Genomic DNA, 22,713 nt, shown 5'->3' on the forward strand with positions numbered 1-22,713 from the left:
TCATGGCTGATATTGTATTCATCGATAACTTCGACTCATTCACATACAACCTTGTAGACCAATTTCGTTCATTAGGTCACAGCGTAAAGATTTACCGTAACAACATTCCGGCAAAGGTTGTTGAAGCGGCGATCAACGAACTAGACAACCCTGTTGCTCTGCTTTCACCAGGCCCAGGCGCTCCGGCGGATGCGGGCTGTATGCCAGAGCTGATTCAGCTGCTAAAAGGTAAAGTACCAATGATTGGTATTTGTTTAGGCCACCAAGCAATTGTTGAAGCCTATGGCGGCACCGTTGCAGGCGCGGGCGAAATCATTCATGGTAAGGTGTCGATGATGGAACACCAAAACCATGCGACTTACCAAGGCTTACCTTCGCCATTGGCTATCGCTCGCTACCACTCTTTAGTGGCAACGCATGTATCTGATAGCCTAACGGTGACCGCTGAAGTCGATGATTTGGTGATGTCAGTGGTTCAAGAACAAGACAAGGTTTGTGGATTCCAATTCCACCCTGAATCAATTATGACGACCTACGGTGCAACGCTTCTTGCGAACGCTATCGAATGGGCACTTGAGAAACCTCTTCGCCTTGAAAAGACTGGAAAATAGGAAACGATCATGGAACAGATTAATAAACTTTACGAACAGCAGTCTCTTACTCAAGAAGAAAGCCAACAATTGTTTGATGTGATCATCAAGGGCGAACTTGACCCAATCTTGATGGCTTCTGCGCTAACGGCACTGAAAATCAAAGGCGAAACGCCCGATGAGATCGCAGGTGCAGCGAAAGCACTGCTTGCGAATGCAAACCCGTTTCCGCGCCCTGATTACGATTTCGCAGACATCGTGGGTACAGGTGGCGACGGTCACAACACCATTAATATCTCGACGACTTCTGCATTTGTTGCCGCAGCGTGTGGCTTAAAAGTCGCGAAACACGGTAACCGTAGTGTATCGAGCAAGTCAGGCTCTTCCGACCTACTGGATTCATTCGGTATCAACCTAGCGATGACAGCAGAAGACACACGAACTGCTGTTGATGAACTCGGCGTAGCATTCCTATTTGCTCCGCAGTATCACGTTGGTGTACGTCACGCGATGCCGGTTCGCCAAACAATGAAAACGCGCACTATCTTCAATATTCTTGGCCCACTGATTAACCCTGCTCGCCCTAACATCGAGCTAATGGGTGTTTACAGCAAAGAGTTAGTACGCCCTATCGCAGAAACCATGCTGCAAATGGGCATGAAGCGTGCTGCTGTTGTTCACGGTAGCGGCCTAGATGAAGTGGCGATTCATGGCGAGACCATCGTTGCTGAAATTAAAGATGGCGAGATTCACGAGTACACCGTAACTCCGGCTGACTTTGGTTTGAACACTCACCCTCTTGAAGCAATCAAGGGCGGCGAGCCAGAAGAAAACAAAGCCATCACAACCGATATCCTGACGGGTAAAGGCACTGATGCTCAAGTTGGTGCAGTGGCAGTCAACGTTGCTCTATTGATGCGTCTATTTGGTCATGAAGATCTAAAAGCCAACGCACAGCAAGCAATTGACGCGATGAACTCAGGCAAAGCTTACGAGCTTGTGCAAAAGCTTGCTACTCACGCCTAACGAACGACGAATTGAGACAAAGAACATGACACAGACTACCGATAAACTGTCGACCCACGTTTCAGTCAAAGAAGCTGAAATGGCGGAAGTATTAGCAAAAATCGTTCGTGATAAATACCAATGGGTTGAAGCGCGTAAGCAGACTCAACCACTAGACGAATTTAAAGCGTCACTAACTGTAACAGACCGCAGCTTTTATGATGCTCTGAGTGGTGAGCAAACCGTTTTCATCACTGAATGTAAGAAAGCCTCTCCGTCAAAAGGTTTAATCCGTGACGAGTTTGACCTGGACTACATTGCGTCAGTTTACAACAACCACGCAAACGCGATTTCAGTGCTGACAGACGAGAAGTACTTCCAAGGTGACTTTGAGTTTTTACCTAAGGTTCGCAGCATTGCTAAGCAGCCTATTTTGTGTAAAGACTTCATGGTTGATACCTACCAAGTGTACCTAGCTCGTCACTACTCAGCTGACGCAATCTTGTTGATGCTATCGGTATTGGATGACGAAGAGTACAAAGCGCTGGCGGAAGTCGCTCATTCACTCAAAATGGGTGTGCTAACCGAAGTCAGCAACGAAGAAGAACTTCACCGCGCTGTGGCTTTAAAAGCGAAAGTGATCGGCATTAACAACCGTAACCTGCGTGACCTGTCGACGGATTTGAATCGCACTAAAGAGTTGGCTCCGCTGATTCGTGAACTGGCTCCAAACGCAGTCGTGATTTCAGAGTCTGGTATCTACACTCACCAACAAGTACGCGACCTTTCAACATTTGCAGATGGCTTCCTAATCGGCAGCTCTCTGATGGCTGAAAAGAACCTTGAACTTGCAGTACGTAAAGTGACACTCGGTGAAAATAAGGTATGTGGTTTAACCCACCCTGACGATGCCGCGAAAGCGTATCAAGCAGGTGCAGTCTTCGGTGGTTTGATTTTCGTTGAAGCGTCTAAACGTCATGTGGATATCGAAGGGGCTCGTTTAACCATGAGTGGCGCACCTTTGAACTACGTGGGTGTGTTCCAAAACCATAGCGTTACTAACGTGGCAAAAACCGTTTCTGAGCTAGGTTTATTTGCGGTGCAACTGCACGGTGACGAGTCTCAAGCGTTTGTCGATGAACTAAAGCAATCACTGCCTGAAAGCGTTGAGATTTGGAAAGCCTACGGCGTTGCTTCTGGTGCTGCTTCCGGTGCTAAAAGCTCGCTACCAGAATTACTGGAAAGCAACGTGACTCGTCACCTACTAGATACTAAAGTGGGTTCTCAAACGGGTGGTACAGGTCAAGCGTTCGATTGGAGCCTAATCAATAACCAAAGCGCAATCATGTTGGCTGGTGGTCTAAATCCAGAAAATGCTAACCAAGCGGCTAGGTTAGGCTGCTTAGGATTAGACCTAAACTCTGGCGTTGAATCAGCTCCAGGTAAAAAAGACGCAGACAAACTGCAACGCGCTTTTACAGCGATTCGTAATTACTAAGCTTTTCTAAATTACGAGCCTAATCACTAGAAACTTATTTGTGGGCTTTGCCTTTTGCGGAGCTCAAGCAAGATTAAATGACTTGGTGTGATACACATCAATAGAATTGAAGGAATAACACAATGGCTAAACTCGATGCCTACTTTGGTGAATACGGTGGTCAATACGTACCGCAGATCCTAGTGCCAGCACTAGACCAACTTGAACAAGCATTTATCGATGCACAAGCTGATCCTGAGTTCCGCAGTGAATTCATGACGCTTCTTCAAGAATACGCAGGTCGCCCAACGGCGCTCACGCTAACACGCAACCTGACAAAAGGTACAAAAACCAAACTGTACCTTAAGCGTGAAGATCTACTTCATGGCGGCGCTCACAAGACAAACCAAGTACTTGGTCAAGCATTGCTAGCAAAGCGCATGGGTAAGCAGGAAATCATCGCTGAGACTGGCGCAGGCCAACACGGTGTTGCAACGGCTCTAGCTTGTGCTCTATTAGGTCTGAAGTGTCGTGTTTACATGGGTGCAAAAGACGTTGAACGTCAAAGCCCGAACGTGTTCCGCATGAAGCTAATGGGCGCAGAGGTTATCCCTGTTCATTCTGGCTCGTCAACGCTAAAAGATGCATGTAACGAAGCGCTACGTGACTGGTCTGCAACTTATGAAGACGCACACTACCTACTGGGTACTGCAGCGGGTCCTCACCCATTCCCAACGATTGTTCGTGATTTCCAACGCATGATTGGTGAAGAGACGAAGAACCAAATTCTCGCTCGTGAAGGTCGCCTTCCTGATGCGGTTATCGCTTGTGTCGGCGGTGGTTCAAACGCTATCGGTATGTTCGCGGATTTCATTGAAGAAGAATCTGTACGCCTAATCGGTGTAGAGCCAGCTGGTAAAGGTATTGATACCGACCAACACGGCGCGCCACTTAAACACGGTAAAACCGGCATCTTCTTCGGTATGAAAGCACCACTAATGCAAGATGAAAATGGCCAAGTGGAAGAGTCTTACTCTGTTTCTGCGGGTCTAGACTTTCCATCAGTTGGTCCTCAACACGCGCACCTAAATGCCATTGGCCGTGCTGAATACGACAACGTGACTGATGACGAAGCACTAGAAGCTTTCCAAGCTATCGCACGTAACGAAGGTATTATCGCAGCGCTAGAGTCATCTCATGCTTTGGCTCATGCAATCAAAATGGCTCACGACGACCCAGAGAAAGAACAACTATTGGTAGTTAACTTATCTGGCCGTGGTGACAAAGACATTTTCTCTGTACACGACATTCTTAAAGAGAAAGGAGCATTATAATGGATCGCTATCAATCACTCTTCACTCGCTTAGCTGAAAAGAATCAGGGCGCATTTGTACCATTCGTAACGGTTGGCGATCCTAACCCTGAGCAATCACTTAAGATCATGGAAACGCTGGTAGAAGCAGGGGCTGATGCTCTTGAACTTGGCATTCCGTTCTCAGATCCGCTTGCAGATGGCCCGACAATCCAAGGTGCAAATATCCGCGCGTTAGATTCAAAAGTAACACCAGATGTGTGCTTCGATCTTATCGGTCAAATCCGTGCTAAGTACCCAGAGCTACCAATCGGCCTACTGATGTACGCAAACTTGGTATACGCACGTGGTATTGAAAACTTCTACGAGCGTTGTGCAAATGCTGGTATTGACTCGGTACTGATTGCAGACGTACCAACCAACGAAAGTGGTGAGTTTGTTGCGGCAGCGAAGAAGTTTGGTGTTCATCCAATCTTTATTGCTCCACCAACAGCAAGTGATGAGACGCTTCAATCGGTTTCTGAGCTAGGTGGCGGTTACACTTACCTACTTTCTCGTGCTGGCGTAACGGGTGCAGAAACCAAAGCAAACATGCCTGTGACTGCCCTACTTGACCGTCTGAACAAGTTTGATGCGCCACCAGCACTGCTTGGTTTCGGTATCTCCGCTCCTGAGCAAGTAAAAGAAGCCATCGAAGCTGGCGCTGCCGGTGCTATCTCTGGCTCAGCAGTTGTGAAAATCATTGAAAACAACGTTGAACAACCAGAAGCAATGCTTAAAGCACTTGCTGAGTTTGTTACGCCAATGAAAGCGGCTACGCAGAAATAATCGACGATCATTAAATAGACGCTCGTAATCAATGGTCAATAAATAGAACTAACGATTCAAATATCAAAAGGCTCCACAGATGTGGCGCCTTTTTTATTGCTGGTCATTCACGCTAGCTAATCATCCACTTTCATCGCTTTCTTAATAGCCGCTTCATTAAGTGTCGCTTTGATGGGGTCGGTGATCTTATCCACCAAGTCGACAGGCATCGGGAAGACGATGGTCGTGGTGCGTTCATTCGCCACTTCGGTTAGAGTCTGCATGTAACGTAACTGAATGGCGTTAGGTGCTTTGTTTAGCACTTCCGCGGCTTCTCTTAGCTTAGTGGATGCCTCTAACTCACCCGTTGCATGTATCACCTTAGCTCGACGAGAACGTTCCGCCTCGGCTTGTTTAGCAAGAGCTCGCACCATACTGTCATCAAGATCGACATGCTTGATCTCGACATTGGCAATCTTAATCCCCCAGTTATCGGTGTGTTGATCCAGTATCGATTGCAAATCTCGATTGAGCTCTTCTCGCTCTGACAATAGCTCGTCCAACTCATGTTGCCCTAGAACAGAACGTAACGTTGTTTGTGAAAGTTGACTGGTGGCCTCAAGATAGTTCTCAACGTTGTTGATCGCCATTTTCGGATCAAGCACTCGAAAATAGACCACAGCATTGACCTTAACCGACACGTTATCTCGAGTGATCAAATCTTGCGTCGGTACATCCAAAACGATAGTTCGTAGATCCACTCGCACAATTTGTTGGATAAATGGAATGATGATTATCAAACCTGGTCCTTTAACACCGTAAAAGCGCCCTAAGAAGAACACTACTGCACGCTCGTACTCGCGCAGAACTCTGAACATACTGGCTATCAACAAGATAACGAGCACGATGACAATACCTATAGTGTGTATAAACATAACCGCCCCCTAATGGTAACGATGGTTAAGCAATAAATAATTCAATAACGTTTGTCCTAGCATTCCACGCTAACAGTCCGCGCTAACTAGGTTTCGATGATGTCTCATCGGACAGCGCCTCAACATCTAACAGTAATCCAGTCAGTTTGGTCACCCTGATAGGTTGCCCAGCTTGCAATTCATTGGGACATTGAGCTTGCCAAATCTCACCTTCAACCAGAACTCGACCAGCCCCCGGGAAACCACTGACGACTTTGCCTGTCTCGCCAACCACCGCTTCCATCCCTGTAGTCACAGGCTTATTTCTCACTCGAACTAACATAGAGATAGTTACGACGATAAAGGCAACAGAGAACAAACTGATCCCGATAATTAACGGCAATGCGATTTGATAACCCGGCACTTCGGTGTCCATCAACATGATCGAACCGAGCGTGAACGCAGCAACTCCGCCCAAACCGAAAATACCAAAGCTTGGACTAAAGGCCTCTGCGACCATTAAGGCAATTCCCAATAGGATTAAGGCAAGGCCCGCGTAACTCACCGGCAGCATTTGTAAGGAGTACATCGCCAATAACAGACAGATGCCTCCCAATACACCCGGCAAACCTACGCCAGGGTTATAGAACTCAAGCAATAAGCCGTAGATACCGATTAACATGAGAATGTAAGCGACATTTGGATTAGTAATCACAGAAAGTAAACTGAAACGCCAGTCTTGCTCTCGCTCGACAAAGGTCACTTCATTAAGCTGAATCTCCTGATTGATGCCATTGATCGCGATGGTGCGTCCGTTACTCATTTCCACCAGTTGTTGTAAATCACTCGCAATGAAATCAATCACGTTAAGCGAGAGTGCATTCTCTGAGTCCAAACTCGCCGCTTCTCTTACCGCTTTTTCTGCCCACTCTTCGTTACGTTTGTGCAGCTTAGCCAAACTAACGATGTAGGCAGCAGCATCATTGATAACTTTCTTCTCCATCGCAGTGGTGGCTTTTACTTGGCCTGAATTCTCTTGTTTTGTTTCGTCTTGCTCACTCGCTGACGCGTTGTCATCTTTATTGGCATCGTCTTGAGGTGATAATGGATTAGTCGGCGCTTTGCCACCGCCAAGAGACACCGGCGTGGCTGCGCCCAAATTGGTTCCGGGCGCCATAGAGGCGATGTGACTAGCAAGTAGAATGTAGGTTCCCGCACTCGCCGCACGTGAGCCCGCAGGTCCAACCCAAGTTGCTATCGGAATCGGTGACGTGGTGATGGATCGGATAATGTCGCGCATCGACGAATCTAACCCGCCGGGCGTGTTCATTTTCAAAATGATGAATTTAGCTTGCTCATCGTGAGCTTGTTCTATTTCTCTAGTGAGGTAGTCACTGGTCGCAGGACCTATCCCTCCATTCACCTCAATAACCCAGACATCATCGGCCTGAGCAAATACTGAGCTGAACAACAGAAGAAACGCAAACAAGTACTTTAATATAAAAGTCATAGCCCCTCTCCTTACAACTGAGATGCTAGATAGACGTTTTATTTAAAGCGTAGAGATAACATCTTGGTAATAAATAGATACCTTAAGCATAGTTCAGGCGAAATTTCACACAACACGCATCTTTCAATTCATTCAAACATTCAGACTAAAAAACACACAAAAATGAAAACCAAATGTTAACAAAACGGCTCCAATACCAACGCCTCGAAATCATTCACAAAACACCCAACAAGAAGACTTTTATAAATCCAACAAATAATATCGCAATAAAAAACCAAAGCAAACGATTGCATTATTGTGCAAAATCAACAAATGACATTAGACCACCTATTTTTGGAGGACTTTCACCTCTGCTCATATTGATAAATGTAAAGGATACGTGTAAAACTCTTCGCGAAATATTAATCCAATGGTACATCGTACATTGGTGAGTAGTTCTGGGATTTTTATATTTAGTAGCACAGAGGTTATGGAAGTGTTAAAAGAAAAGAGTTTACTAAGCAACATCGGCGTTCAAGTCGTTATTGCAATGATCGTCGGTACTGTAGTCGGTGCGATGATGGGTGACAGCGCAACTATGTTCGCTCCACTGGGTGCTATCTTCATCAATTTGATCAAGATGCTGGTTATTCCTCTAGTCGCGGTTGCTCTAATTTCAGGTGCTGCAGGTCTAGGTAATAGCTCATCGGCTGGTAAAGTCGGTGTAACAACACTGGGTTACTTTGCACTAACGTCTGCACTTGCTGTAGCACTAGCGCTGGTAATGGGTGAAGTGTTCGAACCCGGTCGTGGTATCGATGTTTCTGGCGTTGAAGGCATGTTCTCTTCAGAATACGCTGCGAAAGGCGAACTTCCAACGTTCTGGGCAACCATCACTGGCATGATCCCTACCAACGTTTTCCAATCACTGAATGAAGCAAACATTCTGCAAATTCTCGTTTTCTGCTTATTCTTTGGTATTGCGATTTCTAAACAAGCAAAAGAGAAACGTGACCCTATCATCAACGGTGTAAATGCTATCGTTGACGCTATGGTATGGATGATCAACAAAGTTATGATCATTGCACCACTTGGCGTATTCGGCCTGATGGCAGAAGCAGTAGGTACATTCGGTTTCGGCGCGCTTATGGTCGTGTTCAAGCTGTTCATTGTTTACATCGCTGCGATTCTTATCTTCGGCTTTGTTGCTTACCCACTGATGATTCAAATCTTCACTAAGACTTCAGCTAAGAAGTTCCTAGTGGCAATGAAGAAGCCTCAAGCGGTTGCACTATCAACAGCATCGTCAATGGCGACACTACCAGTAACAATGGAAACGGTAGAGAAAGAACTTGGCGTTCGCAACTCTACGGCTTCATTCGTTCTGCCACTTGGTGCGACGATCAACATGTCTGGTAACGCAATTTACTACGGCCTAGTGGCTATCTTCTTTGCACAGCTGTTCAACATCGACCTGTCTATGGGCGCTTACGTTGCTATCATCGTAACGTCTACCCTAGGCGCAGTTGGTCAAGCTGGTGTTCCAGGTCCTTCTTTCCTAGTGGTTGCGGTTCTTCTAGCAGCTGGTATCCCTATCGAAGGTCTACCTCTGTTGTTCGCTCTAGACCGTATCTTCGACATGATTCGTACTGCTCTGAACATCACTGGTGATGCAGCATGTGCAGTAATCGTTGATTCTCTAATCAAAGACGAAGAACAAGAAGCTGAGCTACAAAAACAGCAAGCGTAAAGATTTAACGCTCAGTTGATGGTTGATTATTGATTATTGATTGAATTGATACCGCTGACATAAACGAAAAAATCCGAGAGCCTCACAGCCCTCGGATTTTTGTTTTTGGTGTTCTAGTTTTTAGGCGTTAGACGAATTACAAATCAGCGCCATAGATATCAAACGTGAAGTACTTAGCGGCAATCTTGTCGTAGGTACCGTTGGCTCTGATCTCTTCAATGGCAGCATTGAATTGTTTAGCCAGTTTTGAATCCTGCTTTCTTAACGCTAGTGCCGTGCCTTCGCCAATGTAGGCTTTGTCGGTCACTGCTTTGCCTTTGAATTCAAAGCCCTCGCCTTCTTTCTTGTCTAAGAAAGCCAATGACAGTTGATCTGAGTTACCGAAGGTTAGATCTAGACGACCGTTTTGCAGATCCAGATACACTTCGTCTTGGCCGGTATAACGCTTAATGTTTGCCACATCGCCAAACTTGTCTGTTACGTAGCGATCGTGAATCGTACCTTGCTGAACGCCGATGGTTTTGCCTGCTAAGCCTGCCTCATCAACGCTGAATTCTGCGCTTTTAGCAGCAACAAACACAGCTGGGGTCTGGTAGTACTTATCAGTGAACAAGATCTTGCGCTTACGCTCTTCGGTAATACGCATCGACGCCATGATCACATCTGACTTTCTTGCCAATAAACTTGGGATCAACGAATCCCAACTTTGTGAAACCCAAGTACAATCGAGTTTGGCTTGCTCACACAAGGCATCAGCTATCTCAATATCAAACCCAACAGGCACATCGTCACTGTTTTTATAGTTGAATGGCGGATACGTAAAGTCCGACGCCAAACGGATTTCTTTCGCCTGTACCGTTGTACCAAGTAAAGCGGCCGTACAAGCGAGTCCTAGTATTATCTTTTTCATCATTGCCATCCTAGATATGATCTTTATCGAGTTGAGATTGAATTTCTATATATTGATCTTGTTGATGCTGTCGTTTTTGCTGATCTTGTTGAGTCTGTTGTAGCTCGGTTTGGTAGCGTGTAAGTGACGTTATCACTTCTAGCATGCTCTCTTGGCTACCAATACTGATTCGAACACAGTTACGCAAAGCAGGTTCATGGTTTTGATTCCTTGTCACAATGCCATCCTTCGCCAAGACACTGAACACTTGGTGCCCAGCTTTTTGACGCAGCAAAATGAAGTTTGTCGATGAAGGGTAAACAGACTCGATGAAATCAAACTGCGTTAACTCACAAGCAAACCAGTTACGTAGCTCAACCAGTTTTTGCGTCGCATCTTGCATCACTGAGACTCGTTCATCAGACAAAGCGTCTAACACGATTTGAGATGAGCAATCTGGCATCGGATAAGGTGGAATCAACTTCGCGACATACTGCATCACATTTTGACTCGCTAAGATAAAACCACAGCGAACCGCAGCCAATCCAAATGCCTTAGACAAAGTGCGAATCACAACCAAGTGCGGATAACGCTCAATAAGACTAACGGCTGACGTTTGTGGTTCAAATTCGATATACGCTTCATCGACGACCACTAGCGACTTTCCAATCGTGCCTTCCAGTACCTGAACCAAATCCGATTTAGGAATCACATTGCCCGTTGGATTGTTTGGTGAGCAAAGAAACACGATATTCGACAGCTCTGCCTTATTCACAATATCAGCGACGTTCAGGCTAAAGTCTTCCTGCAATGGAGAGTCCAAGGTATTAATCGCCAATGCATCGGCGCAAAACTCATACATCGCATACGTTGGAGAACAGATAAGTATGTTATCGCTCGCTGGTTTACAGAATGTTCTGATCAGCAAATCAATCGCTTCATCGGCGCCACGAACGGCAACCGTTGCAGCATCAGTTCCGCAATACGCTTGGTAAGCCTTAGCAATATCTTGTGGTAAGAAGTCTGGGTATCGGTTGTGACTTGCTTCTCCTTGAAACAGCGAGCTTTCCAATTCGTTCGCGTTTAGCCAGATACGTCCATCACCACCAATTCTTCTTGCCGATTGATAAGGTATTAATTTTTTTACAGCCTGAGGCACTAAGCTATCAATAAAAGATGTCAAGAAGCTATCCCTTTCACAAAATCACAATGTCTTCATCATTGCCTTCATATTCACAAAATGCGCCCTATACACATATTGAATCACAAATGATGATTAAGTATTTACATTCAAACAGAACACTATTGATAAATGAATCGAAATAATCACATAATAGCCATGATAAAAAGTCATAGGTAAAGATATGAATCGCACACTTCCTTCTACCAAAACCTTGCTCGCGTTTTTGTCTACGGCAAGGCATCTCAACTTTACACGCGCGGCACATGAGCTCAATGTTACGCAAGGTGCAGTGAGTCGTCAGGTATTGTCGTTTGAAGAAAGCCTTGGCTGTGATCTCTTCTATCGCCATGCTCGTGGGCTGTCTTTAACGCCGAAAGGAGAAGAACTGGTTCCCCTGATACAAGGAACGATTCATCAGCTGCAATCGGCTCTAAATCAAGTGGCTAGCTCTCCCTCTAAGATCAAACTCAACGCACCGAGCTGTATTACCTCTTGGTTGTTGCCTAAGCTGATGTCTTTTCAGCAAGCCTATCCTGAAATTGATGTCGAACTCACATCGACCATCAAGCACGTCTTCGAACCAAGCTTTGACCCATTTGATGCCGTAATTACCTATGGTAAGAAGCCAAACCAGCAATCGATTATCAGCCAGTTATTGTTCAACGAGCAACTAGCTCCTGTCTGCCAAGCACAAAGCATTACGCAAAGCCATCTTGTCAACGGCGAGTCGACCATCATCAAGCCACACAAGCTTGCCCAATACACTTGGCTACACGCCAACAATGAGCAAAGTGATTGGCGACTTTGGTTAGAACACATAGGCAGCCACGACCTTTCAAGCAAGAACAATCAACAATTCGCGACACTCGATCAAGCGATGAACGCAGCCATTCAAGGGTTTGGTATTGCCATCGGCGACATCACGCTGGCCAAGCAAGATATTGATTTGGGTAGATTGGTGAAAGTGAGTGAAGGCAGTGTCTTCTCTGGAAATGGATACTTCCTATTACAACCCAAGAACCGTCAGAATGCCTCGCTATCAACCTTAGTCGATTGGCTAGTCGATTAACGGTTATCAAATTGCCAATTCAGGAGCCTAAAAGCTTCAGTAGATCGTCATAATGAGAATTTTACCATTCTCAAAATAAAACTATTTTTCGTCAGCTCCGTATTGGTGTTTAGAGAATAGAACGTGCGTTCCTTTAACTAATTGAAAAGAAATTCAATTCTATTTGGTAGGGAAGTTGTTCTGTTCAATTGGAAAAAATGGCATTCGAATTGCTTTGTCAAAGATAACCCAAGCAATATACAGCAGGTTGCATCATTTGAACTGCAGCTTGTCACGGAGGATAGGCTATGACCTTACAAAGACATACGTATTACGGCTTAATTCACCATGGAATTAAAACCCTGCTAATGGATCGAATTGGCCACTTCACAGAGCGTGAATATCACGAGTACCTAGATCTAACAACGGGTAAATCGACGTGTTTTGCCATGAGTGAGCAAGAACTCGAAAATACCTTAGATAGCTTGAAGAGCGAAGGCTACCTTGAAGACATCAAGAAACTGATACCTCGTTATCAAACCACATCAATGCGATAACGTGCTCCGACCCGATAAAGTGGTTAGATGTAATTAATTGGAACCCAATTGTCTCGGGCTATTTAGCATCGAGACAGTTTTCGTTAGACTGTCAGCAACTCAATTAACTGGATAGTCAGTGTCTCATGAAACAAATTCTTGATTTCATTCCTCTCATTATTTTCTTTGCGCTGTATAAGATGTATGACATCTATACAGCGACTGGTGCTTTGATCGTTGCATCTGCAGTTCAAATTATTTTGACGTACTTCATCTACAAGAAAGTAGAAAAAATGCAGATCATCACGTTCCTTATGGTTGCCGTATTTGGTGGCATGACCATCTTCTTGCACGACGACAACTTCATTAAATGGAAAGTCACCATTGTTTACGCACTGTTTGCTATCGGCCTGACGGTCAGTCACATCATGGGTAAATCGGCGATTAAAGGTATGTTGGGGAAAGAGATTTCACTGCCTGATGCGGTATGGGGCAAGATCAACTGGGCATGGACTCTGTTCTTTACTCTATGTGCCATTCTCAACGTTTACGTTGCTTTTAGCCTACCGTTGGATGTTTGGGTGAACTTCAAAGTGTTTGGTTTGCTCATCGCGACCTTGCTCTTCACCTTGCTGACTGGTGTGTACATCTACAAGCATCTACCAAAAGATCAGCAGAAAGAATTAACGGATAAAAATACCGACGAGAAGTAACCCTAAGGGATGAGTCCTCATTCCCTTTTTGATACAATTCTTATCAATATGCTATTTAACAGTGGCCAATGATACTCGTGATCATTGGCCACTGGCTTTTTTGTGTTGCGGAAACTGGTTAAAATAAAGCCTATTATTTAATGACAATCTCACTAAATTAACGGCCATCTGGTTTCTTGTTGTTCATTGCACTCATTTGCCAATGTACTCAACCAGTCAACACATCAGTTTTTATTTAAGATAATCAATACCACCAAGAGTACTACAATGACTATTCAATCAACTTTGAACCCTATTGGTTCTTTACTTCTTCGCACATTAGCGATGCCTTCTGATACAAATGCAGCAGGCCAGATTTTCGGTGGTTGGATAATGTCTCAGCTTGACCTTGCTGGCGGCATACTGGCAAAAGAGATCTCTAACGGCAAGATAGTCACGGTTTCAGTATCGAGTATCGAGTTCAAACAGCCGGTTTCAGTGGGTGATGTTGTGTGTGTTTATGGTGACTGCACTAAGATTGGTCGCAGCTCGATGAATATCGACCTAGAAGTATGGGTTAAGCCTGTACTTGACCACGGTATTGGTGACCGCTACAAGGTATGTGGCGCGACATTCAACTACGTTGCGGTTGATGAAAGTGGGAAGCCTCGCCCAATCAACAAATAACACTTTATATTAAGCGTGTGGCATCGATGGTCTTTAGTTTTTATAAATGAAATTGCTAAAGACCATACAACTCTCTCGCACCAATTCACAATTTCTTATCATTAGCCCTTCCAATACCAATTAGTTCGCGTAAATTAGCAAGATAGCGAATTTAAACGCCCCAAATTTAGTGAAGTAAAATAAGGATATCTCAATATGTGGTACGTGATTTTTTCTCAAGACGTCGAAAATTCATTAGAAAAACGCCTAAGTGTTCGCCCACAACATCTAGAACGCCTACAAACACTTCACGATGAAGGCCGACTGTTAACAGCGGGTCCAATGCCAGCTATTGACTCAGATAACCCTGGCGAAGCGGGCTTTACAGGTTCAACTGTGATTGCTGAATTTAACTCTTTGGAAGATGCACAAGCATGGGCAGACGCTGACCCGTACATTGATGCTGGCGTTTACCAAAATGTGATTGTAAAACCATTCAAGAAAGTATTTTAACGTGAAAAAATGGATTATTGGCTCACTAGCTTTAGCTCTGCTTGCAGGCTGTGCTTCAAGTGAGCAAGACGAACAAAGACAGCTAGAGATGATGGCACAGCACCGAGCTGGCGTTTTATCTGCAGGCCTGCCGATTGAGTATGGTCCACTGTCGGTCATGCGCGTGTTAGCAAAAAACACGGTTATCGAAATCATGATGATCTACAACCAAGATGCAAAAGGTGCTAAGCCTTTAAACCAAGTTGTAGACATGAGTGTGAATAGCTACTGCACCAACTCTGAAGTGAGAGCAAACCTCGATATGGGCTTGGCTTACAACATCAAGATTCGCAACACTCGCGGACAACTGATGGTTGAAAAGTTAATCAGCAAAGAGACGTGTCAAAGTAGCAGCTAGATTCGAACAAGTATAAAATCAGAAGGCCTCGTAAATGCGAGGCCTTTTTTGTGGTTCATCGTGGATTAGCGGATCAATCAAATCTTAGAGCGAACTATGCCTCAGCTGATTCCCACTCTTTGCGCAGTGCCTTAGTCGCAGAGACTAAGTTTGTCAGCGCCGCTTCTGTCTCTACCCAATTACGTGTTTTTAGCCCACAGTCCGGGTTTGCCCATAAACGTTCAGCCGGAATTTTCTCTGCCGCTTTCTTAAGTAAATCAACAATCCACTCTTGTGATGGAATGTTTGGAGAGTGAATGTCGTAAACACCAGGGCCAATCGCATTCGGGTAGTTGAACTCTTCAAACGCTTTAAGCAGTTCCATGTTTGACCGAGAGGTCTCAATGGTAATTACATCGGCGTCTAGTGCGGCCACTGAATCAATGATTTCGTTGAACTCGCTGTAGCACATGTGAGTATGAATTTGCGTCTCTGGTTTAGCACTCGCGGCCGAGATCTTAAAGGCATCGACGGCCCATTCTAAATATTCTGCGTGGTCACGTTTTTTCAATGGTAAACCTTCACGAATCGCTGGTTCATCAATCTGAATAATATTGATTCCTGCATCTTGTAGATCAGACACTTCATCACGCAGCGCAAATGCCAATTGATTAGTGATCTCTTCGCGTGAGATGTCTTCACGTGGGAACGTCCAGCACAAGATTGTGACAGGGCCAGTTAGCATCCCTTTCATTTGTTTAGAAGTTAGAGATTGGGCATAGGTAGACCACTCCACCGTCATCGGTTTCTCACGCTCGATATCCGCGACTACAATAGCTGGTTTCACGCAGCGAGAGCCATAACTCTGCACCCAACCGAATTTAGTGGTTTGGAAGCCAGCTAAGTTTTCTGCAAAGTACTCCACCATATCATTACGTTCCGCTTCACCATGAACCAACACATCCAAATCTAGCGCTTCTTGGCGTTTCACCGCATCCGCAATATGGCCTTTCAATGCGGTTGTGTATTCCGCTTCACTCAGTTTGCCGGTTCGGTAAGCACTACGCTGAATTCGGATCTCCCCTGTTTGTGGGAACGAACCAATGGTTGTGGTTGGTAATAGTGGTAAACCCAGCACCTCAGACTGATGAACCGCACGTTCTGCATAAGGAGCACTACGCTCTGCTAACGCTTTGGTAAGCGTGCTAAGACGAGCCTGTACTTGAGGCTTATTCACATGAGTCGAGCTCTTGCGTGCAACAATAGGTTGGCTATAAGTCTCACACGCCAAGATGGCATTTTGATCGCCGTCTAGCGCCGCACCCAATAAGCTAACCTCTGTAACTTTCTGTTTCGCGAAAGCAAACCAGCTTTTCACTTCATCGCTAAGTGAATCTTCTAACTCTAAATCAACTGGGCTGTGCAGCAGCGAACATGAACTTGCGACCCAAAGCTTATCGCCTAACTTCTCTTTCACTGGTTGCAGTTTCGCTAGCTGAGTAGCCAAGTCTGCTCGCCAAACATTGCGTCCGTTGATGACACCTGCAGACAACACCCAATCTTCAGGTAGTTTATTCACCACTTCATCAAGTTGCTGCGGCGCAGCGGCTAAGTCGATATGTAAACCGTTCACTGGTAGTTTTACGATTTTGTCTAAAGTGTCTGTCACCGAATCAAAGTAAGTGGTCAATAGCAGCTTCACATCACCTTGAATCACTTGATAAGCCAGCTTGAATGAATCAGCCCACTTAGTTTCAAGCTCCAGGGATAGTATGGGCTCATCGATTTGCACCCACTCAACGCCCAACTTGGAAAGTTTTGCCAGAATCGCTTGGTAAGCAGTAAGTAGACGTGGAAGCAAGGTTAAACGGTCAAAGCCCTCTTCCGCTTCTTTACCTAGATATAAGTAAGACAGAGGGCCTAGAAGAACTGGCTTAACCTTATGCCCAGCTTGAATTGCTTCATTCACTTCATCAAACAATTGAGGCCAGCTCACTTCGAACGAGTCACCTTTGCTGAACTCGGGCACAATGTAGTGATAGTTGGTATTGAACCACTTGGTCATATCTGACGCCGCTGCACCGTTTTTCGTGCCGTCAGAGGCGTGTTTCCCACTACAACAAGCGGCTTCAACTTGTGATTGCCCACGTCCCACTCGGAACAAGATATCCAAATCAGGGAAAGCTTTCTCACCTTCGCTACCACCAGCATGACGCTTTGGTACGTGCCCTAAAAGCAAAGTCGTTGTCAGTACATGGTCGTACCATGCGAAATCACCCGCAGTTGCAAAGCTTAGATTCGCATTAGCTTGTACATTCCAGTTACGATTTCTCAGCTCGCTACCTAGCTGTTTGAGTTCTGATTGGCCAATCTCACCGCGCCAGTATTTCTCTAATGTGAATTTGAGTTCGCGTTTTTCACCGATGCGTGGGTAGCCAAGAATATGCGTTGTCGTAGTCATGAACCTGTTCCTTATTCAATAATTATTAGTATCTTTTCAGACTGCCTATTGAAAATTGCGCTTTCCCTAAAAGGCGTCTGGATGGCTAAACTATCTACCGAATCAGCTCGATGAACAACGTCCAAATATTCATCTTGTTTATTAAAAATATTCATCTTGGGCAAAGCAAAGATGAATAACTCAAATCCATCCAGACATCTAGACGTTTACAAATGATAAAAAAAACCGTAGGGTGATTATTAAGAAATATTGAATTGGCTTAGGGAATATGAGGATTACTCATGATAGAGCTTAAACACCTTCGAACATTGACTACCTTGAGAGACAGCGGCTCACTGACCGCAACGGCAACCTCTCTTCATCTGACTCAGTCGGCGCTCTCTCACCAGTTGAAAGACCTTGAGGCACGTATTGGTGGTCAGCTTTTTCTGCGTAAAACTAGGCCAGTGAAGTTCACCTCTGAGGGTGAGATCTTGCTTAAGCTCGCCGATGAGATACAGCCAAAAATCGCTAAAGCAGAGAATGAGTTGGCGAGCCTAAAAGAGGATGTGAATGGTCGATTGCACATGGCGATCGAGTGTCACTCATGCTTCCAATGGCTAATGCCCGCTTTGAAGGAATATCAAATCGCTTGGCCAAGCGTGACCCTAGATTTCTCGTCAGGATTTGGTTTTGAGCCGCTGCCTGCATTAATGGCTGGTGAATTAGATTTGGTGATCACCTCAGATATACAGCCGCGTTCTGAAGTTCACTACGAACCTCTTTTCGATTTTGAGATGCGTCTTATCACAGCTATCAACTCGCCTTTAACTGACAAAACGAGCATTGAACCGCAAGATCTTAGCGATCTCACCATGCTCTCCTATCCAGTTCAAAAACAGCGTTTAGATGTCGTGAAGCACTTTTTGCAACCTGCAGGTATAGAACCTAAGAAGTGGAAGCAAGCAGACAACACCTTGATGTTGGTGCAAATGGTATCGGCAGGATTAGGTGTCGCGGCATTGCCAAACTGGGCGATCAGTGAGTTTTCACGACAAGGCTTAATCGCCAGTAAACCATTGGGCAAAGGGCTTTCAAGAAGGCTATTCGCTGCCGTTAGAAACTCGGAGAAAGACAAGCGTTATCTACAAGCATTCTTCAGCACTGCAAGGCAGCAGAGTAAGAGCCATCTGGATGGAATAAAGGTCGTTTAACGGTATTTCTGATTGTATTCGCTAAGACAACAAGCAAACGCCAGAACGCCAGACACACAAATCATAAACAAAAAAAGTCACAGATTATCTGTGACTTTTTAGGTTCAGTAGCGCTTGTTTTGCGTTATCTGTTCATTCGCGAAAAATAGACTATCTTGCGTATGACTTAAACTGATTAGTCAGCGGATCGTATTGATAGCCAAGCATGTCTAGCTTGCCTACGACACTTTCTATATCCATTTCATACATGCTAATGAGTTCTTCAAAACTGTCACATTCCAAGCGCAGTTTTTCGTTCACTATTCCCAGCAAAATAATGCTATCTAGGCTTTTGACGTTGCTTAAATCCATCTCGTACTCCTTACGAACACACTGACTAGAATTAAGTTTAGAACGCTTACCAAGGTCACGCTAAAAAACAGATCACACTTCTTAAATCAGACGAGTGGTTACAGTGCCCAAACTGGCGTTAAGCCAACAGCGGCCGTCAATAACATCAACAACGACACTGTAAGCTGAACCTTTTCTGGTGTTTTAACGAACAATAGGTGCCAACACCACACCACGATCGAAGAGATAAGCAGCGCAAAGCTGAACAACAGAGTTGAAATTACTGGTTCTAACTGAGCTTCAGAAAGTGAGTAAACGTTCACAACCGTCGCGAGTACCACTAACATCCCCGTCAATACACCTACAACTGGCAGCACACGGTGAAACGCCTGCAAGCGTGTTCTTGCAATTGTCAGCAGTAAATGACCAAACGCAGCCCCCAACAGTGCTACTAGCAGTAAAGTTGTAATGATACCGACAGTGGTTGCTTGCTCAGTCGCTTGAATTGCAACGTATGACAGCGCTAAACCACAAGCTAAGTACATCACCCAAATAGGGCCAGAATCGCGTGTCTTCTTGGTTTGAACTTGAGAATAGAAATAAAAGATTGCGAACACGACCAGAAAGGCTTCAATTTTTACTGAAGCGACGGCAAGCCAAAGCACGCCAATCGCAGGTAACATCTTGTGGATACGACCACGTTGCCCCGGACAAATATCCCCTTTCACCAAGATGAGGGTTAAGATCAGTTGGGCTCCTAAAAGCATCGGAGCAAATTGTACTAATAACGTTTCGACCATTGTGGATCTACTTCTTCAGACTTATTTTCGCGAATAATATCAAAAACTGCTGCGAACACTAATCAAAATCACAAATTAGCGACGTTACTCAAGGCTTCAACTATGCTGTTGTATGGCTCTTTTGTCGCCATCTACCGTAAAAAGACGAAAGACACCAGAACTAACAGGGGCATGTTCTACTGGCTAGTCTAGGCTCATGCCGCTATAATTCCCGCCTCAAAAATCAGAGGTTGAAATATGTACAGCGATATCACTCCTATTCACGAACACAAAAAATACTGGGCCGAGTGCTACGGAACTGCACCCTTTTTGCCTACCAGTAGAAAGGAGATGGATGCTCTTGGATGGGATAGCTGTGACATTATTATTGTAACTGGTGACGCGTATGTCGATCACCCGAGTTTTGGTATGGCTATCATCGGCCGTCTGCTTGAAGCTCAAGGTTTCCGCGTGGGCATTATTGCTCAACCAAAGTGGGATAATAAAGATGCCTTCATGAAGCTAGGTAAACCGAACCTATTCTTCGGCATCACAGCGGGTAACATGGATTCCATGATCAACCGCTACACCTCTGATCGCAAATTACGTCACGACGATGCTTACACACCGAACAATGAAGGTGGCAAGCGTCCTGACCGTGCAACTCTGGTTTATTCTCAACGTTGTCGTGAAGCTTACAAAGGCACACCAATCGTTCTTGGTGGTATCGAAGCGAGCTTGCGTCGTGTAGCTCACTACGATTACTGGTCAGATAAAGTTCGTCGCTCTGTATTGTTTGATGCAAAAGCTGACATTCTTCTTTTTGGTAACGCTGAGCGTGCACTGGTTGAAGTGGCACACCGTATTGCTGATGGCGAGGACATGTCTACGCTGACCAATATCCGTGGTACCGCTATCAACCTTCCTGCAGCCCCTGAAGGCTTCAAGATCATTGACTCTTCTCGCATTGAAAAGCCGAACAAAGCATATGTTCCGGTTAACCCGTACGAAGTTGAAACTCAATGTGATACGAAGAAAGACGAAGAGCCAAAAGCAGAACCAATCGTCATTCGTCCATCTCGCCACGATTCAAAAACAACCGCTATTCGTATACCTGCGTTTGAAAAACTAATAAACGACCGCATTTTGTATGCGCACGCTAGCCGTATATTACACCTAGAAACGAACCCACACTCAGGCCGAGCGCTCATTCAGCGCCACGGAGACCGTGAGTTATGGGTGAACCAAGCGCCGATCCCTCTAACAACGGAAGAGATGGACCACGTATTTGGCCTGGCTTACGCACGAGTCCCACATCCAATGTACGGCAAAGCGAAAATCCCAGCGTATGATATGATCAAAACATCGATTAACATCATGCGTGGTTGTTTTGGTGGGTGCTCATTCTGTTCGATTACCGAGCACGAAGGTCGCATTATCCAAAACCGTTCAAAAGAATCGATTCTAGAAGAGATTGAGGACATCAAAGAGAAAGTGCCAGGGTTCACCGGTACAATTTCTGATCTTGGTGGCCCAACGGCAAACATGTATCGCTTAGGCTGTTCGATTCCGAAGGCCGAAGCAACTTGCCGTCGACCTTCATGTGTTTTCCCGAAGATTTGCGACAAGTTAAACACCGATCATAAGCACACGATCGATTTGTATCGCTCTGCCAGAAAGATTAAGGGCGTTAAGAAAATCATGATTGCTTCTGGTGTTCGTTACGACTTAGCAATCGAATCTCCAGAATACGTACGTGAGCTTGTGACTCACCACGTTGGTGGTTACCTAAAAATTGCTCCAGAGCATACTGAAAAAGGCCCACTGGATCTGATGATGAAACCGGGCATGGGCACTTACGATCGTTTCAAAGAGATGTTCGAGAAGTACAGCGCTGAAGCCGGTAAAAAACAATACCTAATTCCTTACTTCATCTCTGCTCACCCGGGCACAGAAGATGAAGACATGCTTAACCTTGCAATGTGGCTGAAAAAGCACAACTACGAGTGTGACCAAGTACAGAACTTCTACCCATCGCCAATGTGTAATGCAACGTCGATGTACTACTCAGAGACCAACCCTCTGAAACGCGTGAAATATAAAAAGCGTGAAGATGTTCCTGTACCTAAAGGTGATCGTCAACGTCGTCTGCATAAAGCACTGCTTCGTTACCACGATCCTGAAAACTGGAAAATCATCCGTGAAGCGCTGATCAGCATGGGCAAACAGCACTTAATCGGCGACAAAGTAAACTGCCTAGTACCAGCAGAAGACTTTGATGCTCAAACGCCAGCACAACGTCGTAAGTCTGGTCGTCACGGTTCACAGCGCTTTGCGACTAAGCACAGTAAGTCTCAGCCAGGTCTTGGTGGCGAAAAGCCACGTAACCACTCTGGTAAGAAACCAGGAGGCAAGAAGCCGACTGGTAACGGCAACGATAGCCAAGGTAACGCTAACCAAGGTAACGGAAAGCAAAGCGGTGGTGGTAATGGCAACGGTCGTAAGCCAGCGACTGGCTTCATTAAGAAAGGTTCTGGTGGTCAATCACAAGGCAATGGCAGCGGAAACCGCAATAAAGCAGGTAATGGTCAAAGTGGCAAACCTACTGGTAACGGAAAGAATCGCCAACGCGCGACGCAACGCTAATACTGTTAACCAATAACTTTGTCAGAAAATACAAAGCGCAGCTGTTTAGCTGCGCTT

General features: G+C 45.3%; 21 protein-coding genes. 14 read left to right on the forward strand and 7 right to left on the reverse strand.

What is annotated here, in order from left to right; all coding sequences use genetic code 11:
• Positions 1-2 precede the first annotated feature (2 nt).
• The 5 genes from ATB74_RS10285 to trpA all read left to right on the forward strand — a co-directional run bounded on the left by ATB74_RS10285 (position 3) and on the right by trpA (position 5,212).
• Complete coding sequence (locus ATB74_RS10285) at positions 3-611, forward strand: aminodeoxychorismate/anthranilate synthase component II (RefSeq protein WP_017063544.1); 609 nt, start codon at positions 3-5, stop codon at positions 609-611.
• Positions 612-620: 9 nt separating this feature from the next.
• Positions 621-1,616, forward strand: coding sequence for an anthranilate phosphoribosyltransferase (gene trpD, locus ATB74_RS10290; protein WP_061018377.1), 996 nt, complete (start codon positions 621-623; stop codon positions 1,614-1,616).
• A 25-nt stretch (positions 1,617-1,641) separates the two neighbouring features.
• On the forward strand, positions 1,642-3,093 hold the full coding sequence (gene trpCF, locus ATB74_RS10295) for a bifunctional indole-3-glycerol-phosphate synthase TrpC/phosphoribosylanthranilate isomerase TrpF (protein ID WP_061018379.1): 1,452 nt from the start codon (positions 1,642-1,644) through the stop codon (positions 3,091-3,093).
• A gap of 122 nt (positions 3,094-3,215) precedes the next feature.
• Positions 3,216-4,406, forward strand: coding sequence for a tryptophan synthase subunit beta (trpB, locus tag ATB74_RS10300; protein ID WP_060982409.1), 1,191 nt, complete (start codon positions 3,216-3,218; stop codon positions 4,404-4,406).
• Complete coding sequence (gene trpA, locus ATB74_RS10305; RefSeq protein WP_061018380.1) at positions 4,406-5,212, forward strand: tryptophan synthase subunit alpha; 807 nt, start codon at positions 4,406-4,408, stop codon at positions 5,210-5,212. Before trpB ends, trpA begins: the two co-directional genes overlap by 1 nt.
• Positions 5,213-5,328: 116 nt before the next feature.
• On the opposite strand, the gene ATB74_RS10310 is transcribed toward trpA, so the two are convergent.
• Together ATB74_RS10310 and ATB74_RS10315 are read right to left on the reverse strand one after the other, a co-directional pair.
• The gene (locus tag ATB74_RS10310) at positions 5,329-6,126 is read right to left on the reverse strand and encodes a slipin family protein (RefSeq protein WP_048664711.1); all 798 of its coding nucleotides are present in this window, start codon (positions 6,124-6,126) and stop codon (positions 5,329-5,331) included.
• An 82-nt stretch (positions 6,127-6,208) separates the two neighbouring features.
• Complete coding sequence (locus tag ATB74_RS10315; protein ID WP_061018382.1) at positions 6,209-7,615, reverse strand: NfeD family protein; 1,407 nt, start codon at positions 7,613-7,615, stop codon at positions 6,209-6,211.
• 409 nt (positions 7,616-8,024) lie between these two features.
• Here ATB74_RS10315 and ATB74_RS10325 point away from each other — a divergent pair, with 409 nt between their 5' ends.
• Entirely contained in the window at positions 8,025-9,344 is a 1,320-nt protein-coding gene (locus ATB74_RS10325) for a dicarboxylate/amino acid:cation symporter (protein WP_347876248.1), read from the forward strand.
• Between the two features lie 136 nt (positions 9,345-9,480).
• On the opposite strand, the gene ATB74_RS10330 is transcribed toward ATB74_RS10325, so the two are convergent.
• Positions 9,481-10,254, reverse strand: coding sequence for an ABC transporter substrate-binding protein (locus tag ATB74_RS10330; protein WP_061018562.1), 774 nt, complete (start codon positions 10,252-10,254; stop codon positions 9,481-9,483).
• A gap of 10 nt (positions 10,255-10,264) precedes the next feature.
• Positions 10,265-11,416 carry a histidinol-phosphate transaminase gene (hisC, locus tag ATB74_RS10335; RefSeq protein WP_061018384.1) on the reverse strand — a complete coding sequence of 384 codons (1,152 nt, stop codon included), beginning with the start codon at positions 11,414-11,416 and terminating at the stop codon, positions 10,265-10,267.
• A 181-nt stretch (positions 11,417-11,597) separates the two neighbouring features.
• Between hisC and ATB74_RS10340 the strand changes: the two genes are divergently transcribed.
• From ATB74_RS10340 to ATB74_RS10365, 6 genes are all read left to right on the forward strand, one after another.
• Positions 11,598-12,485 carry a LysR substrate-binding domain-containing protein gene (locus ATB74_RS10340; protein WP_060982402.1) on the forward strand — a complete coding sequence of 296 codons (888 nt, stop codon included), beginning with the start codon at positions 11,598-11,600 and terminating at the stop codon, positions 12,483-12,485.
• A 287-nt stretch (positions 12,486-12,772) separates the two neighbouring features.
• A complete protein-coding gene (locus tag ATB74_RS10345) occupies positions 12,773-13,021 on the forward strand; it encodes a hypothetical protein (RefSeq protein ID WP_004736516.1) in 249 nt (82 codons plus the stop codon).
• Positions 13,022-13,146: 125 nt separating this feature from the next.
• Positions 13,147-13,713, forward strand: coding sequence for a septation protein A (locus ATB74_RS10350; RefSeq protein ID WP_061018385.1), 567 nt, complete (start codon positions 13,147-13,149; stop codon positions 13,711-13,713).
• 267 nt (positions 13,714-13,980) lie between these two features.
• A complete protein-coding gene (yciA, locus tag ATB74_RS10355; RefSeq protein ID WP_017061510.1) occupies positions 13,981-14,379 on the forward strand; it encodes an acyl-CoA thioester hydrolase YciA in 399 nt (132 codons plus the stop codon).
• Between the two features lie 195 nt (positions 14,380-14,574).
• Complete coding sequence (locus ATB74_RS10360; protein WP_004741234.1) at positions 14,575-14,871, forward strand: YciI family protein; 297 nt, start codon at positions 14,575-14,577, stop codon at positions 14,869-14,871.
• A gap of 1 nt (position 14,872) precedes the next feature.
• Positions 14,873-15,268 carry a GspS/AspS pilotin family protein gene (locus tag ATB74_RS10365; RefSeq protein ID WP_017062026.1) on the forward strand — a complete coding sequence of 132 codons (396 nt, stop codon included), beginning with the start codon at positions 14,873-14,875 and terminating at the stop codon, positions 15,266-15,268.
• A gap of 94 nt (positions 15,269-15,362) precedes the next feature.
• On the opposite strand, the gene metE is transcribed toward ATB74_RS10365, so the two are convergent.
• On the reverse strand, positions 15,363-17,708 hold the full coding sequence (metE, locus tag ATB74_RS10370; RefSeq protein ID WP_061018387.1) for a 5-methyltetrahydropteroyltriglutamate--homocysteine S-methyltransferase: 2,346 nt from the start codon (positions 17,706-17,708) through the stop codon (positions 15,363-15,365).
• Positions 17,709-17,989: 281 nt separating this feature from the next.
• On the opposite strand from metE, the gene ATB74_RS10375 reads away from it, so the two are divergent.
• Positions 17,990-18,901 carry a LysR substrate-binding domain-containing protein gene (locus ATB74_RS10375; protein ID WP_061018389.1) on the forward strand — a complete coding sequence of 304 codons (912 nt, stop codon included), beginning with the start codon at positions 17,990-17,992 and terminating at the stop codon, positions 18,899-18,901.
• A 150-nt stretch (positions 18,902-19,051) separates the two neighbouring features.
• On the opposite strand, the gene ATB74_RS10380 is transcribed toward ATB74_RS10375, so the two are convergent.
• Together ATB74_RS10380 and ATB74_RS10385 are read right to left on the reverse strand one after the other, a co-directional pair.
• A complete protein-coding gene (locus tag ATB74_RS10380) occupies positions 19,052-19,252 on the reverse strand; it encodes a DUF4250 domain-containing protein (protein ID WP_004741624.1) in 201 nt (66 codons plus the stop codon).
• 98 nt (positions 19,253-19,350) lie between these two features.
• On the reverse strand, positions 19,351-20,031 hold the full coding sequence (locus ATB74_RS10385) for a hypothetical protein (RefSeq protein WP_061018391.1): 681 nt from the start codon (positions 20,029-20,031) through the stop codon (positions 19,351-19,353).
• 237 nt (positions 20,032-20,268) lie between these two features.
• Here ATB74_RS10385 and ATB74_RS10390 point away from each other — a divergent pair, with 237 nt between their 5' ends.
• A complete protein-coding gene (locus ATB74_RS10390) occupies positions 20,269-22,656 on the forward strand; it encodes a YgiQ family radical SAM protein (RefSeq protein WP_081090098.1) in 2,388 nt (795 codons plus the stop codon).
• The last annotated feature ends 57 nt before the right edge of the window (positions 22,657-22,713 follow it).

Source organism: Vibrio splendidus (assembly GCF_001557875.1).
GTDB lineage: Bacteria > Pseudomonadota > Gammaproteobacteria > Enterobacterales > Vibrionaceae > Vibrio > Vibrio splendidus_F.

What these genes read in the sequence shown, in the direction of transcription:
- ATB74_RS10310 (WP_048664711.1), bottom strand. Translation starts at nt 6,126, where the DNA reads ATGTTTATACACACTATAGGTATTGTCATCGTGCTCGTTATCTTGTTG.
- ATB74_RS10360 (WP_004741234.1), top strand. Translation starts at nt 14,575, where the DNA reads ATGTGGTACGTGATTTTTTCTCAAGACGTCGAAAATTCATTAGAAAAA.
- ATB74_RS10340 (WP_060982402.1), top strand. Translation starts at nt 11,598, where the DNA reads ATGAATCGCACACTTCCTTCTACCAAAACCTTGCTCGCGTTTTTGTCT.
- ATB74_RS10325 (WP_347876248.1), top strand. Translation starts at nt 8,025, where the DNA reads ATGGTACATCGTACATTGGTGAGTAGTTCTGGGATTTTTATATTTAGT.
- ATB74_RS10345 (WP_004736516.1), top strand. Translation starts at nt 12,773, where the DNA reads ATGACCTTACAAAGACATACGTATTACGGCTTAATTCACCATGGAATT.
- trpB (WP_060982409.1), top strand. Translation starts at nt 3,216, where the DNA reads ATGGCTAAACTCGATGCCTACTTTGGTGAATACGGTGGTCAATACGTA.
- trpA (WP_061018380.1), top strand. Translation starts at nt 4,406, where the DNA reads ATGGATCGCTATCAATCACTCTTCACTCGCTTAGCTGAAAAGAATCAG.
- trpD (WP_061018377.1), top strand. Translation starts at nt 621, where the DNA reads ATGGAACAGATTAATAAACTTTACGAACAGCAGTCTCTTACTCAAGAA.
- ATB74_RS10285 (WP_017063544.1), top strand. Translation starts at nt 3, where the DNA reads ATGGCTGATATTGTATTCATCGATAACTTCGACTCATTCACATACAAC.
- metE (WP_061018387.1), bottom strand. Translation starts at nt 17,708, where the DNA reads ATGACTACGACAACGCATATTCTTGGCTACCCACGCATCGGTGAAAAA.
- ATB74_RS10330 (WP_061018562.1), bottom strand. Translation starts at nt 10,254, where the DNA reads ATGAAAAAGATAATACTAGGACTCGCTTGTACGGCCGCTTTACTTGGT.
- ATB74_RS10390 (WP_081090098.1), top strand. Translation starts at nt 20,269, where the DNA reads ATGTACAGCGATATCACTCCTATTCACGAACACAAAAAATACTGGGCC.
- yciA (WP_017061510.1), top strand. Translation starts at nt 13,981, where the DNA reads ATGACTATTCAATCAACTTTGAACCCTATTGGTTCTTTACTTCTTCGC.
- ATB74_RS10385 (WP_061018391.1), bottom strand. Translation starts at nt 20,031, where the DNA reads ATGGTCGAAACGTTATTAGTACAATTTGCTCCGATGCTTTTAGGAGCC.
- ATB74_RS10375 (WP_061018389.1), top strand. Translation starts at nt 17,990, where the DNA reads ATGATAGAGCTTAAACACCTTCGAACATTGACTACCTTGAGAGACAGC.
- ATB74_RS10315 (WP_061018382.1), bottom strand. Translation starts at nt 7,615, where the DNA reads ATGACTTTTATATTAAAGTACTTGTTTGCGTTTCTTCTGTTGTTCAGC.
- ATB74_RS10380 (WP_004741624.1), bottom strand. Translation starts at nt 19,252, where the DNA reads ATGGATTTAAGCAACGTCAAAAGCCTAGATAGCATTATTTTGCTGGGA.
- trpCF (WP_061018379.1), top strand. Translation starts at nt 1,642, where the DNA reads ATGACACAGACTACCGATAAACTGTCGACCCACGTTTCAGTCAAAGAA.
- ATB74_RS10350 (WP_061018385.1), top strand. Translation starts at nt 13,147, where the DNA reads ATGAAACAAATTCTTGATTTCATTCCTCTCATTATTTTCTTTGCGCTG.